The organism is Streptomyces sp. DS1-CR2, from assembly GCF_055760475.1.
The window spans coordinates 6,066,767-6,080,623 of the sequence record NZ_CM147085.1; the positions used below are offsets into that span (position 1 = coordinate 6,066,767).

The window sequence follows — 13,857 nt, forward strand, 5'->3', positions numbered from 1 at the left end:
AAGCCTTCTGCGGCCTACTGTTGAGGGGTGCGCCTGCCGTGCCCGGCTGCGGATGGGGCATCCCGTGCCCACGACAGGCACGGGGCAGGGAACGAGGACGCGGTACCGCTGACGGAAGTCGTCCGCATCGGATCGCGTGGCGTGGGCACCGCCGGCTGTGAGAGGGACGGGAATGGAACCGACCGAGAGCGCCGCTCCGGACTCACGGCTGCGCACGCGCTGGCGCGTGTGGCGAGGCACCGCGAGCCCGGCGCCTGCCGCGCGCACCGTGCCGCGACCGGACGAGACGGACCAGTCCGGTGAGACGGACAACGACACCGGCGAGACGGACCAGTGCAACGGGCGCCCCAGGCGCGGTGGGTGGCGCGCGGCCCTCGGGGACCGCGGCGGTGGGCGTACGCGCCGTCGCGCGGGCTCCGGTGCCCGGGGCGAGAGCGGACGAAGTGGCTCCGCCGGCGCATCGGCCGGATCCGGGGCGCCCGCACCCGGCTGGCCCGCGTCCGGTTCGAACGGCGGAGCCGGGATCGGCGCCTACGGCGTCCGGGGTTCCGGTGCGGCGGCGTCCGGCTGGCCTGCCCCGGGTTCGAACGGCGGGGCGGGCATCGGTGCCCTCGGCGGGACCGGCTCCGGAGCGGCGGTGAGCGGCGGGACCGGCTGGACCGGGGCCGCCGCTGACGGTGGTTCCGGGTGGACGGGCGCCGACGCGGGCGACGCGGGCGGCTGGCCGCACCGCGGATACGGGACCTTCGGCGGAGCCTTCGGTGAGGAAGGGGACGGCCGGGAGCGCTCCTGGCTCGGCGCGCTGCCCATGCTGCCCCTCGCGATCGTCGCCCTCGCCTCCGCCGTGCTCGGCACCGGCTTCTACCGCGCCTTCACCGGCAGCCACGCACTCTTCCCGTCCGGCGCCGCCGGCTGGTCCCTCGCCGTACTGACCGGCATCATCGTCGGCCACCTCGTCGCGCTCGGCCGCGACCGCTGGTGGGGCGGCACCGGCTCGGGCGCGGCCTTAACGCTCGCGGTCCTGCTGCTCTACGGCTGGGTGCCCGCCGGCATGGTCAGCCTCACCGTCGTCGTCCTCGTCGGCATCGCCCGCCGGCACCGCTGGCGCCAGGGCATCCTGCACGGCGCGGTCGACATCATCGGCATCGGCGCGGGCGCCCTCGTGCTCGCCGTGTCCGGCCAGGTCCCGACCGTGGAGTCCCCCTGGAAGCCGGAGACCTGGACGGTTCTCAACGCCCCCGAGGTGGCGCTCGTCGCGGCCGCCTACCTCGCCGTCACCCGCAGCCTGCTCTGGTACGTCCACGCGCCGCGTGCCTCCGGGCTGCCCACCGTCGCCCGCACCGCCCTTCTCCGGCAGGGCCTCGTCGGCGTCGCGCTGCTCGGCATCGCGCCGCTGATCTGCGTGGTCGCCATCGCGCTGCCCGTGCTGCTGCCGCTGTTCGCCGTCCCGCTCATCGCGCTCGACTCGACGCTGTGGATCGCCCGGGCTCGCGCCGAGGAGCAGCTGCGCGACCCGCTCACCGGGCTGCCCAACCGGCAGTGGCTCCTGGAGCGGACGTGGACCGCGCTCGACGACGCCGAGCGGATCGGCGCGCGCAGCGCCCTCATGCTGATCGACCTGGACCGCTTCCGGTCGGTCAACGACACCCTCGGCCACCTCGCGGGAGACCGGCTCCTGCTCCAGATAGCCGACCGGCTCCGGATGGCCCTGCCCCGCGGGGCGGAGGCCGCGCGCCTCGGCGGCGACGAGTTCGCCGTACTCCTGCCCGTGGCCGACTCCACGACGTCCGCCACCCGAGTGGCGCGCACCCTGGTCGCCGCCCTCGGCTCACCGCTCGACCTGGACGGGCTCACGCTGGTCCTGGAGGCCAGCGCCGGACTCGCCGTCTTCCCCGACCACGCGCTCGACGCCGAAGGGCTGCTGCGCCGCGCGGACGTCGCCATGTACCAGGCGAAGCGCGACCGTACGGGCGTCGAGGTCTACGAGTCGAAGCGGGATTCCAACACCCCCGACCGCCTCGGCCTGCTCGGCGATCTGCGCCGCGCGCTCGACGCGGGCGACGTGGAGGTGCACTACCAGCCGAAGGTCCGCTTCGACGGACAGGTCGCCGGCCTCGAGGCGCTGGTGCGCTGGGTGCACCCCGAGCGGGGCAAGGTCCCGCCGGACGAGTTCATCGCCATCGCCGAGTCGTCCGGACTCATGCCCCATCTGACCGAGTACGTCCTGGAGACGGCGCTCGCGCAGGTCGCCCGGTGGCGGGCGCAGGGCCTGCGCGTGCCGGTCGCGGTGAACGTGTCGCCGAGGGACGTGCACACCCCGGGATTCGCCGGCGCGGTTGCCGCGCGGCTCGCCCGGCACGGCGTCCCCCCGGGCGCCCTGCAGCTGGAGATAACCGAGCACGTGCTGCTGGAGGACCCCCAGCGCGCCGCCGACACCCTCGCCGGGCTCACCGGGCACGGCGTGAAGATGTCCCTCGACGACTTCGGCACCGGCTACTCCTCCCTCGTCCACCTGCGTCGCCTCCCGGTCAGCGAGCTGAAGATCGACCGCTCGTTCGTGGCCCGCCTGGCCGTGGACAACGAGGACGCGGAGATCGTCCGCTGCACCGTCGACCTGGCGCACTCGCTCGGACTGCTCGTCGTCGCCGAGGGCGTCGAGGACGACGAGACCTGGGAGCGCCTGCGCGACCTCGGGTGCGACGCCGTCCAGGGCTGGCTCGTCGCCGCCGCGATGCCGCCGGACGAGACGACGGCGTGGCTGCGGGCGCGCGGCTCCCGCGGATGGCAGCGGCCCTCCGTCCTCGCCGCCGAGGCCGAGGACCAGTCGTCGGGCCAGACCGTGAAGTAGCCCGTCCAGGGGTGGGTGAGGGGCGGCCGGGCGCCCGAACGGGAAACCGTTTAACAGGCATGGCCTTGGGCGCCATAGGATTGGGGCCAGTCGTCCCCTTCCCGTCTGTCGTGCGACGCCCGGCACGCACGCTCGCCGCGTTGCCGAATCGTCCACGTGGCTCCGCCACGAGGACGCTCCGGCGCCTTGCGATCGCACGCACCAGACGACGCACGACCCGCCCTTCGGGCGGACGACGGGAAGGGGACGACTGGCCCCGGCTCAAACCACACACACTCACCCCAGAGGATCGCTGCATGCCTGGCATCACGCGCGAGGAGGTCGCACACCTCGCACGGCTGGCGCGTCTGGAGCTGAAGGACGAAGAGCTCGACCACTTCGCCGGACAGCTCGACGACATCATCGGCGCGGTCGCCCGCGTCTCGGAGGTCGCCGACCAAGACGTACCGCCGACCTCCCACCCGCTCCCGCTGACGAACGTCATGCGGGCGGACGAGGTCCGTCCGTCGCTCACCCCCGAGCAGGCGCTCTCCGGCGCCCCGGCCCAGGAGCAGCAGCGTTTCAAGGTGCCGCAGATCCTGGGGGAGGACTAATCACCATGACGGACAGCAACATCATCAAGCTCACCGCCGCCGAGATCGCCTCGAAGATCGCCGCCGGCGAGCTCACGGCCGTCGAGGTGACCGAGGCCCACCTGGCCCGGATCGAGGCCGTCGACGAGAAGGTGCACGCCTTCCTGCACGTCGACCGTGAGGGCGCGCTCGCGCAGGCCCGCGCCGTCGACGCCAAGCGCGCCGCGGGCGACAAGCTCGGCCCGCTGGCCGGCGTACCGCTCGCGCTGAAGGACATCTTCACCACCGAGGGCATCCCGACCACAGTCGGTTCGAAGATCCTCGAAGGCTGGATCCCGCCGTACGACGCCACCCTGACGCGCAAGCTCAAGGAAGCCGACGTCGTCATCCTCGGCAAGACCAACATGGACGAGTTCGCCATGGGGTCCTCCACCGAGAACAGCGCGTACGGCCCGACCGGCAACCCGTGGGACCTCACCCGCATCCCCGGCGGCTCCGGCGGCGGCTCCTCCGCGGCCCTCGCCGCCTACGAGGCCCCGCTCGCCATCGGCACGGACACCGGCGGTTCGATCCGCCAGCCCGCGGCCGTCACCGGCACCGTCGGCGTCAAGCCGACCTACGGCGGCGTCTCGCGCTTCGGCATGGTGGCGTTCTCCAGCTCCCTCGACCAGGGCGGCCCCTGCGCCCGTACGGTCCTGGACGCGGCGCTCCTGCACGAGGTCATCGCCGGCCACGACCCGCTCGACTCGACGTCCATCGACGCGCCGGTCCCGCCGGTCGTCGAGGCCGCTCGCAACGGCTCGGTCCGGGGCATGCGCGTCGGCGTCGTCAAGCAGTTCTCCGGCGAGGGCTACCAGGCCGGCGTCGTCCAGCGCTTCAACGAGTCGGTCGAGCTGCTCACGTCGCTCGGCGCCGAGATCGTCGAGCTGGACTGCCCGACCTTCGACCTGGCCCTGTCGGCGTACTACCTGATCGCGCCGTCCGAGTGCTCGTCCAACCTGGCCCGCTTCGACGCCATGCGCTACGGCCTGCGGGTCGGCGACGACGGCACGACGTCGGCCGAGGACGTCACCGCCCTCACCCGTGAGGCCGGCTTCGGCGACGAGGTCAAGCGCCGCATCATCCTCGGCACGTACGCGCTCAGCTCCGGCTACTACGACGCGTACTACGGCAGCGCCCAGAAGGTCCGCACCCTGATCACCCAGGAGTTCGAGCGGGCCTTCGAGCAGGTCGACGTGATCGTCTCGCCGACGACGCCGACCACCGCCTTCCCGATCGGCGAGCGCGCCGACGACCCGTTGGCGATGTACCTGGCCGACGTGTGCACGATCCCGATCAACATGGCGGGCAACGCCGCCATGTCCCTGCCGTGCGGCCTCGCGCCGGAGGACGGTCTTCCGGTCGGACTGCAGATCATCGCCCCCGCCATGAAGGACGACCGTCTGTACAAGGTCGGCGCTGCCGTCGAGGCCGCCTTCGTGGAAAAGTGGGGTCACCCGCTGCTCGAGGAGGCTCCGTCGCTGTGAGTGCCATGGCAAAGAAGGCCAAGAACTTCAAGAAGTCCAAGACCGGCGCGTACATGTCGCTGGCGAGCACCGCTTTCGGCGCGATCAGTGTCGCGAAGCAGGCGAAGCTGGCCCGCAACGATCACGACACCCTGCGGCTCATCGACGCCGCGGTGTCCGCCGCCGCCATCGTTACCGGCCTGGCGATCCTCTACCGGGAACTGAAGCGCCTGGGCGACGACGACGTCCTGCTGGGCTGAGAGGGAAAGTCTCACCGTGACCGTCACTGAACTGATGTCGTACGACGCGGCACTCGCGACGTACGACCCCGTCATGGGCCTCGAGGTCCATGTCGAGCTGGGTACGAAGACGAAGATGTTCTGCGGGTGCTCCACGGAGCTGGGCGCCGAGCCCAACTCGCAGACCTGCCCGACCTGTCTCGGCCTGCCCGGCTCGCTCCCGGTCGTCAACGCGATCGGCGTCGAGTCGGCCATCAAGATCGGCCTCGCGCTCAACTGCGAGATCGCCGACTGGTGCCGCTTCGCCCGGAAGAACTACTTCTATCCGGACATGCCGAAGAACTTCCAGACCTCCCAGTACGACGAGCCCATCGCCTTCAACGGCTACCTCGACGTACAGCTGGAGGACGGCGAGATCTTCCGCGTGGAGATCGAGCGCGCCCACATGGAGGAGGACACCGGCAAGTCGCTGCACGTCGGTGGCGCGACGGGCCGTATCCACGGCGCCTCGCACTCCCTGCTCGACTACAACCGCGCGGGCATCCCCCTCATCGAGATCGTCACCAAGCCGATCGAGGGCGCCGGGGAGCGCGCGCCGGAGGTCGCGAAGGCGTACGTCGCCGAGCTGCGCGAGGTCATCAAGGCGCTCGACGTCTCCGAGGCCCGCATGGACAAGGGCCAGATGCGCTGCGACGTGAACCTGTCGCTGCGCCCCGGTCCCGAGGCGCCCTTCGGCACCCGCTCGGAGACGAAGAACGTCAACTCGCTGCGTTCCGTCGAGCGCGCCGCCCGTTACGAGATCCAGCGGCACGCCGCTGTCCTGTCGTCCGGCGGCACGATCGTGCAGGAGACCCGTCACTTCCACGAGGAGGACGGCTCCACCACGTCGGGCCGCATCAAGGACAACGCCGAGGACTACCGCTACTTCCCCGAGCCGGACCTGGTGCCGGTGGCGCCGGCCCGCGCCTGGGTGGAGGAGCTGCGCTCGGGGCTGCCCGAGATGCCGCGCGTGCGCCGCAACCGGCTGCGCGAGGACTGGGGCGTCTCCGAGCACGACATGCAGTCCATCCTCAACGCGGGCGCGGTCGACCCGATCGTCGCCACGGTCGAGGCCGGCGCCGACTCCGTCTCGGCCCGCAAGTGGTGGATGGGTGAACTCGCCCGTCACGCCAACGAGTCGGGCACGGCGCTCGACGAGCTGCCCATCACCCCGGCCCAGGTGGCACGGGTGGCGGCGCTCGTCTCCGCCGGTGATCTCAACGACAAGCTGGCGCGCCAGGTCATCGAGGGTGTCCTCGCGGGCGAGGGCGACCCGGACACGGTCGTCGAGAAGCGCGGCCTGAAGGTCGTCTCGGACGAGGGCGCGCTCGGCGCGGCCGTCGACGAGGCCATCGCGGGCAACGCCGGGATCGCCGACAAGATCCGTGGCGGCAAGGTCGCCGCCGTCGGCGCGCTCGTGGGTGCCGTCATGAAGGCGACCCGGGGTCAGGCCGACGCGGCGCGCGTCAAGGAACTGATCCTGGAGAAGCTGGGCGTCTCCGAGGGCTGACGGTTCTTGCGGGGGCTCTGCCCTCGCACCCCCGCCTCCCTTGGCCTCACACGCCGGCCGGACTGAGATGCCCGGCCGGCGTTCGCCTTGGGGGGTACGAATGCGTGGAGCCGCACGTTGAGCACCATCCCCGCCGAACTCCTCTCCGTCACCCTCCTCCTGCTCATCCTCGGCTTCGCCGTGGCGCGTCCCCGGCAGCTGCCGGAGGCCGTCGTCGCCGTGCCCGCGGCGGCGATCGTCGTGGCGGCCGGCGCCGTGTCGCCCGCGCACGCGTGGGCCGAGACGCGGGAGCTGCTGCCGGTCGTCGGATTCCTCGCCGCCATCCTGGTCCTGGCACAGCTGTGCGCCGACGAGGGCCTTTTCAAGGCCGCGGGCGACGCGATCGCGCGCGCCTGCAAGGGCAGTCCGCGCCGCATGCTCGGCGGGGTCTTCGCCGCGGCCGCCGTGATCACGGCCGTACTGAGCCTCGACGCCACCGTCGTACTGCTCACGCCGGTCGTCCTCGCCACGGCCCGCCGGATCGGCGCGAGGCCGCGCCCGCACGTCTACGCGAGCGCCCACCTCGCCAACTCCGCCTCGCTGCTCCTGCCGGTCTCGAACCTCACCAACCTGCTCGCCTTCACCGCGAGCGGACTCACCTTCGCCCGGTTCGCGGGGCTCATGGCCCTGCCGTGGCTGGGCGCGATCGCCGTCGAGTACGCGGTGTTCCGGCGGTACTTCGCCGACGACCTGGCGGCGCCCGCGCATGAGCCGGCCGCGGAGGAGCCGCCGGGCGTGCCGGTGTTCACACTCACCGTCCTCGCCCTGACGCTCGTCGGCTTCGTCGTCACCTCGTTCGCCGGGATCGACCCGCTGTGGGCGGCGATCGTCGGCACGGCCGTCCTCGCGGCGCGGGCGCTCGGGCAGCGGCGCACGACCCCGCTCGCGCTGGTGAAGTCGGCGCACCCGTACTTCTGCCTCTTCGTCCTCGCGCTCGGGATCGTGGTCAAGGCGGTCGTCGACAACGGGCTCGGGGACGGCATCGACCGGCTGCTGCCCGAGGGCTCGTCGCTGCCCGCGCTGCTCGCCGTCGCCGGGGTCGCGGCCCTGCTCGCCAACCTGATCAACAACCTTCCGGCCGTTCTCGCGCTGCTCCCCGTGGCGGGGCCCGCGGGTCCGGGGCCGGTCCTCGCCGTCCTCATCGGCGTCAATCTCGGCCCCAACCTCACCTATGTGGGCTCGCTCGCCACGCTCCTGTGGCGCCGCATCGTCCACGCCCACGACGTGCATCCCGGGCTCGGCGACTTCACGCGGCTCGGCGTGCTCACGGTGCCGGCCACGCTGGTCGTCTCAACGGTCGTGCTCTGGGCGGGACTTCAGTTCCTGGGCTGAACAGCCGTGCGCCCTTGTGACTAAGGCCACGAAAGCGACAAAGGATCACTTCTTGCTGCAAGAGTGTTTGCTCTTGCTCATGTGTTCTTTGCGGGCTGTTCCCGGTGAAGATCCACAAACCCTGGGAGCACGTCCATGGCAGCTCTCGCACGATGGTGTGCACGGCACCGCCTCGTAGTCGTCCTGCTGTGGCTCCTCGCCCTCGGCGGCACGAGCGCCGCGGCGGCCGTCGCGGGCTCCTCGTACTCGAACGACTACGAGGCACCGGGCACCGAGTCGGGGCGCGCCACCCAGCTCCTCAACGACGGTTTCCCCGGCCTCGGCGGCGACAGCGACACCGTCGTCTGGCACACGGACGGCAGCATGATCCGCGCCGCCGACGTGAAAGAGCGCATGATCCGCACGCTCGACAGGATCGAGCGCCTGCCCGGCATCGCCGCTGTCACCGGCCCGTACGAGCAGCAGGGCACGAGTCAGATAAGCGCCGACGGACGCACCGCCTACGCCACGGTCACCTTCGACCAGCAGTCCGGCGACATCGCCGAGGCGGACGCCCAGCGCCTCGTCGACACGGCCAAGGCCGCCGAGAAGAACGCCCCCGACGGACTGCGGGTCGAACTCGGCGGCAGCGCCGTCGCCCTGACCGAGTCCGCCCAGGGACATGCCGCCGAGATCGCCGGCGTCGTGGTCGCCGCCGTCGTCCTCCTGCTGGCCTTCGGCTCCCTCGCGGCCAGCGCCCTGCCGATTGCCACGGCCCTGGTCAGCGTGGGCACCGCCGCCTCCGGCATCGTGCTCCTCGGCCATGTGATGACCGTCGCCGACTTCGCCCCGATGCTCGGCATGCTCGTCGGCCTGGGCGTCGGCATCGACTACGCCCTGTTCATCGTGACCCGGCACCGGCGCGGTCTGAAACAGGGCCTGCCCGTGAACGAGGCCGCGGAGCGCGCCGTCGCCACCACCGGGCGCGCGGTGGTCTTCGCCGGCGCCACCGTCTGCATCGCGCTCCTCGGCATGCTGATCCTGCGCCTCAGCTTCCTCAACGGTGTCGCGATCGCCGCGTCCCTGACCGTGCTCCTCACCGTCGCCGCGTCCGTCACGCTGCTGCCCGCGCTCCTGTCGTTCATCGGCATGCGCGCGCTCAGCAGGCGCCAGCGGCGCAGACTCGCCGAACACGGGCCCGAGCCGGAGCGGCCGACCGGGTTCGCCGCCCGCTGGGCCGCCTTCGTGGAGCGCCACCCCCGGCTCCTCGGCGGACTCGCGCTCGGCGTGATCGCGGTGCTCTCGGTGCCCACGCTCTTCCTGCACCTGGGCACGTCCGACCAGGGCAACAACGCGTCTTCGTCCACGACCAGGCAGGCCTACGACCTCCTCGCCGACGGCTTCGGGCCCGGTGTGAACGGGCCGCTGACCCTTGTCACACCCATAGACGGCGCCGGCGACCAGGTCGCCATGAGCCGTCTGGAGGCCGTGATCGGCTCCGCCGAGGGCGTCTCCTCGGTGACCCCGGCGACGTACAACGGCAGCGGCACCGCCGCCTTCCTGACCGTCGTGCCGAAGTCCGCGCCGCAGTCCCAGAGGACCAGCGAGCTCGTCGACCGACTGCGCAGCGACGTCATCCCCGCGGCCGAGAAGGGCACCTCCCTCGACGTGCAGCTCGGCGGAGTCACCGCCAGTTACGACGACTTCGCCGACGTCATCGTCGGGAAACTGCCGCTGTTCGTGGGCGTCGTCATCGGACTCGGCTGCGTCCTGCTGCTCCTGGCCTTCCGCTCCATCGGCATCCCCCTCAAGGCCGCCGCGATGAACGTCGCGGCCGTCGCCTCCGCCTTCGGCGTCGTCGTCGCCATCTTCCAGTGGGGCTGGGGCAGCGAGATGCTCGGCCTCGGCAGAGCGGGCCCGATCGAGCCCTTCCTCCCCGTGATCATGGTGTCGGTCCTGTTCGGACTCTCCATGGACTACCAGGTGTTCCTGGTCAGCCGCATGTACGAGGAGTGGCTGGAGACCCGCGACAACCGGCGGGCCGTCCGCGTCGGGCTCGCCGAGACCAGCCGCGTCATCAACTCCGCGGCCGTGATCATGATTTCGGTCTTCCTGGCCTTCGTCCTCAGCGGTGACCGCGTCATCGCGATGTTCGGCATCGCCCTGGCCGCCGCCGTCGCCCTCGACGCGTTCGTCCTGCGCACGCTCCTCGTGCCCGCCCTCATGCACATGCTCGGCGGCGCCAACTGGTGGCTGCCGAAGTGGCTGGACCGCCGGCTGCCCCGCATCAGCATCGAGCCGCCCGAGTGCGGCGAGGCGCATGCGAGTATGCCTGGGCAGCGCCCGACCGAGGACGACGCGCTGCTGGACGTACTGGTGAAGGCCGAAGCCGAGGAGCACAAACGCGATGTACACGATCTCCCTGGGTGACGACGGCGCGGAGCTGCGGCCACTTGAGACGTGGCACGCCGAGCAGTTCCTCGCCCATCTGGAACGCGGGCGCGAGTTCATCGGGCAGCACATCGGGTTCGGCTCGAAAGTCAAGGACGCCGCCTGTGCCCGGGACCTGCTCCAGTCCTACGCCGACAAGCGCGCCGCCGACAGCGGGAGCCTGCACGGGCTCTGGCTGGACGGGACGCTCGTCGGCGGCCTGCTCTTCCGGATCTTCGACGCGGAGGGCGGCAACTGCGAGATCGGCTGCTGGCTTGAGCCCGCCGCCGCCGGACGCGGCCTCGTCACGCGCGGCGCGCGCGTCCTCATCGACTGGGCGGTCCTCGAACGCGGCATCCACCGCGTGGAGTGGGTCGCCTCCTCCGCGAACGAGCCCAGCCTGAACGTGGCGCGGCGGCTCGGCATGCGGCGCGACGGGGTGCTGCGCGAGGCGGGCTCGCACAAGGGCGTCAAGCAGGATCTTGAGGTGTGGTCGGTGCTCGCGCCGGAGTGGCGCGCGCGTTAGGCCGTCTGTCCGGGCAGAACACCTAGCTCGCCGGTTGTGAGGCGGGTGACTCGGGGGCGGCGGACTCCGCGCTCGACGGCGGGGCCGACGACGCTCCGGGGGCCTCGGACGACGGTGGCTGCGAGGACTCGGATGACGGGGACGACTCAGCAGACCGGGAAGTCCCGGACGAGGGGGCTGTCGAGGGGGTCGAGGCCCCCGAGGAGGAGACCCCGGGCGGGGTGTGCGCCGTCGTCTTCTGGTCAAAGGCGCCCGTGCTGCCCGCGGTTCGGGTGAACCAGCTCTTGGTCACCGGGTCGTACATCACGAAACTGCTCACCGGCTGCGGCGCCGGCGAAACGACCACCACGTCCGACGAGTTGTACCCGGACCAGGCCTTGCCCTGACGCTTCACCGAGCCCTGCAGAGGCACCGGCGCGAGCAGCGGATTCCCGCACGAGCACCGCACGCGCGGCTCGCCGCGGTCGTTCACGAGCACGGCGGTGCCGGACTGGAGCACGGACTGGAACTTCGTCGGGGCGCCGCTGCGGAAGCCGTGATTCGTGACCCGGGTGTCGAGGCGGAGCTGAACCGGCGTCAGCGACCGCAGATACGCGGGGACCCCCGACGGATCGATGCCGAGTACCGAGGCGAACGCCTTGTTCTTGTCCGGCTCCGCGCCCAGTGCGCGGATCTGCTTCTCCACGTCGCAGCTGGAGACGTTGCGGGTGCCGCCGTACAGGCCGGGGGCGGAGCCCTCGACGCCCCGGACCACGTTCGCGTTCTCCGAAGAGGTCTCCCCGGACGCGCTCGGCAGCGCGGTGGGCGTCGTCGCGGCGGCGCCCTTCCGGGTGCTCGACTCGGTGTACGGATCAGGGCCGGACGAGTCGGCGCTCTGGAGGAAGAGTTCGTCACCGGCCGCGGTTCCCCCGCCACCATTGCCGCCGGAGCTGGTGAGGACGACGGCGAGGACCACAGCGGCGACGATCAGGGCGCCGAGCCCCGCGAGCTTCTTGGGTGTGAACCGCCACCAGGGACGGTCGGGGTGCGGGCCGTGCGGGGGCGGGGTGCCGCCCGGGGGCGGCGGACCGCCGGAGCCGCCGCCCGTGCTGCCAGAGCCAGAGCCAGAGCCAGAGCCGGAGCCAGAGCCGGAGCCAGAACCGGCGCCGGAGCCCGTGCCTTCGCCGGACGGCGGTTCCGAGGGGTGCTCGGGCGGCGGCGGGGGTGCGGGCGCCGCGGGCCGGGTCGGGCCCGAGAGCGGGCCAGATGGGGGGCCGGTGGGGCGGCCGGGCTCCGTCGGTCGGTCACTCACGGGCGCTTCTTCTCACCGTAGGAGGCATGGGGCGGAGAGAGGGAGGGCCCGCCTCTCGGTCCGGCGGCCCGGTCCCCTTTGTCCTGTCACCTCCACATTGTGTGCTCCGTACTCGTACGGCTCGCAAGCCGAACCCGTACGGTCCGCGAGGCGACGCGGTCGGCCCTCCCGAGGGGCGGACCGCCGGGCGCCTGCCTAGCGTGGCCCCGTGAGTGAACAGGCATCCGACGGCCGGTCCGGCACCAGGCGCAGCGCGAAACACGGCTGGGCCGCGGCCCTCGTGGCCGTGCTCGCCGGGCTCGTGGCCATGGTGGTCACGGCCGCCCTCGGACTGTGGGCGGCGGGCGCGACCGGCCTTCCCGGCAGCGCCTTCCCCCGGGTGGTCGCCGCCGTCGTGGTGATGGCGGCCGGCGGCTCCGTCGACCTGGCCGGAAACGCCGGAGAACTCGCCCAGACACACGCCGACATCTCGGTCCTGCCCCTCTCCGTGACCCTCGCCGGAGCGCTGGTGATCGCCGCGGGCTTCCTGCGGCCCCTGCGCCACCGGGCCATCGCGAGCAGCGGCGAACTCCTCGGCTGGGCCGGGCGGGTGGCCGTGCCGTGGGTGGTGGCGCTCATCGCCCTCTCGCTCCTGGCCAGGCAGGACTTCGCCGTCTCCGTCACGGACCCGACCGGCGGCATCATCGAGGACGTCCTGGACGGCGCACCCAAGGTCGGATTCCGGACGAACATGGCGCTCACCCTCCTCTTCGGCCTGCTGTGGCTCGCGGGCGTCATGATCCTCGCCGTCCTCGTGTCGCGCGGCGCCCCGCTCCCCGCCCGCCTCGTCCGCTTCCAGGAGTCGGTGCGCCCTGCCGCGTACGCGATGGTCGCGCTGCTGCTCGCCTACGTGGCCCTGGGCGTCGTCATCGGTCTTGTGGTCGCCGCGACCCGCGGCCACCCGGCCGAGACGTTCGCCGTGATCCTCCTCGGTCTGCCCAACCTCGTCTGGTTCGTCTACACCATCGGCCTCGGCGCGTCCTGGGACGGCAAGGTCGACGGCCCGTTCGGCCTGCCCATGCCGCACATCCTCGACGTCGTACTCCGTACGCCCGACATCTCCACCGTCAACGTCAGCACGCTCGCCGAACAGGACGGCCGGATCTGGTGGTCGATCGTGGTGGCCGCGATCCTGACGCTGGCGGCCGCCTTCGGCATGGCGCTGCGGTCACCGGCCCGGATGCGGGCCTGGCAGCACGCCCTCCACATGGCGGTGGCCCTCGTCCTGACCGTGCTCGCCATCTGCCTCCTCGCCCGGATCTCCGCGCACTACGGCCTGTCGCTCCTCGGCATCGGAGACATCGGCGGCGGGCTCGGCGGCGAGGTGGCGCTGCGCCCGAAACTGTGGACCGCGCTCGGCCTGGCGGTCCTGTGGGGTCTGGTCACCGGGTTCCTCGGCGGCCTCCTCGCGTCCCGGCTCCACCGGCGCGGGGAGGTGGAGACGGCGAAACCGGAGCGGAGTTGACCGGATCGGAGCCAAGGGAGGGGGAGGAGCTGAGGGAGGGGGA

At 72.2% G+C, this 13,857-nt stretch carries 10 protein-coding genes; 9 read left to right on the forward strand and 1 reads right to left on the reverse strand.

All coding sequences use genetic code 11. The annotated features are described in order from the left end of the window. Positions 1 to 601 precede the first annotated feature (601 nt). The 8 genes from ACY0PA_RS29005 to ACY0PA_RS29040 all read left to right on the forward strand — a co-directional run bounded on the left by ACY0PA_RS29005 (position 602) and on the right by ACY0PA_RS29040 (position 11,019). Positions 602 to 2,848 carry a putative bifunctional diguanylate cyclase/phosphodiesterase gene (locus ACY0PA_RS29005; RefSeq protein ID WP_473086466.1) on the forward strand — a complete coding sequence of 749 codons (2,247 nt, stop codon included), beginning with the start codon at positions 602 to 604 and terminating at the stop codon, positions 2,846 to 2,848. Positions 2,849 to 3,144: 296 nt separating this feature from the next. Beyond that, entirely contained in the window at positions 3,145 to 3,441 is a 297-nt protein-coding gene (gatC, locus tag ACY0PA_RS29010) for an Asp-tRNA(Asn)/Glu-tRNA(Gln) amidotransferase subunit GatC (protein WP_016642027.1), read from the forward strand. Beyond that, on the forward strand, positions 3,441 to 4,946 hold the full coding sequence (gatA, locus tag ACY0PA_RS29015) for an Asp-tRNA(Asn)/Glu-tRNA(Gln) amidotransferase subunit GatA (RefSeq protein WP_473086467.1): 1,506 nt from the start codon (positions 3,441 to 3,443) through the stop codon (positions 4,944 to 4,946). The genes gatC and gatA overlap by 1 nt, the downstream gene beginning before the upstream one ends. A 5-nt stretch (positions 4,947 to 4,951) precedes the next feature. Then, on the forward strand, positions 4,952 to 5,185 hold the full coding sequence (locus ACY0PA_RS29020; protein WP_473086468.1) for a hypothetical protein: 234 nt from the start codon (positions 4,952 to 4,954) through the stop codon (positions 5,183 to 5,185). Positions 5,186 to 5,201: 16 nt separating this feature from the next. Continuing rightward, positions 5,202 to 6,713, forward strand: coding sequence for an Asp-tRNA(Asn)/Glu-tRNA(Gln) amidotransferase subunit GatB (gene gatB / locus ACY0PA_RS29025; protein WP_473080502.1), 1,512 nt, complete (start codon positions 5,202 to 5,204; stop codon positions 6,711 to 6,713). A 117-nt stretch (positions 6,714 to 6,830) separates the two neighbouring features. After that, positions 6,831 to 8,084, forward strand: a complete 1,254-nt coding sequence (locus ACY0PA_RS29030) for an SLC13 family permease (protein WP_473080503.1) — start codon at positions 6,831 to 6,833, stop codon at positions 8,082 to 8,084. 135 nt (positions 8,085 to 8,219) lie between these two features. Continuing rightward, entirely contained in the window at positions 8,220 to 10,493 is a 2,274-nt protein-coding gene (locus ACY0PA_RS29035; protein WP_473080504.1) for an MMPL family transporter, read from the forward strand. Further along, a complete protein-coding gene (locus tag ACY0PA_RS29040) occupies positions 10,471 to 11,019 on the forward strand; it encodes a GNAT family N-acetyltransferase (protein ID WP_473080505.1) in 549 nt (182 codons plus the stop codon). The genes ACY0PA_RS29035 and ACY0PA_RS29040 overlap by 23 nt, the downstream gene beginning before the upstream one ends. A 22-nt stretch (positions 11,020 to 11,041) precedes the next feature. On the opposite strand, the gene ACY0PA_RS29045 is transcribed toward ACY0PA_RS29040, so the two are convergent. Beyond that, entirely contained in the window at positions 11,042 to 12,310 is a 1,269-nt protein-coding gene (locus ACY0PA_RS29045; RefSeq protein ID WP_473080506.1) for a DUF6777 domain-containing protein, read from the reverse strand. Positions 12,311 to 12,518: 208 nt separating this feature from the next. Here ACY0PA_RS29045 and ACY0PA_RS29050 point away from each other — a divergent pair, with 208 nt between their 5' ends. After that, positions 12,519 to 13,814 (forward strand): streptophobe family protein, encoded by a 1,296-nt coding sequence (locus ACY0PA_RS29050; protein WP_473080507.1) that lies wholly within the window; start codon positions 12,519 to 12,521, stop codon positions 13,812 to 13,814. The last annotated feature ends 43 nt before the right edge of the window (positions 13,815 to 13,857 follow it).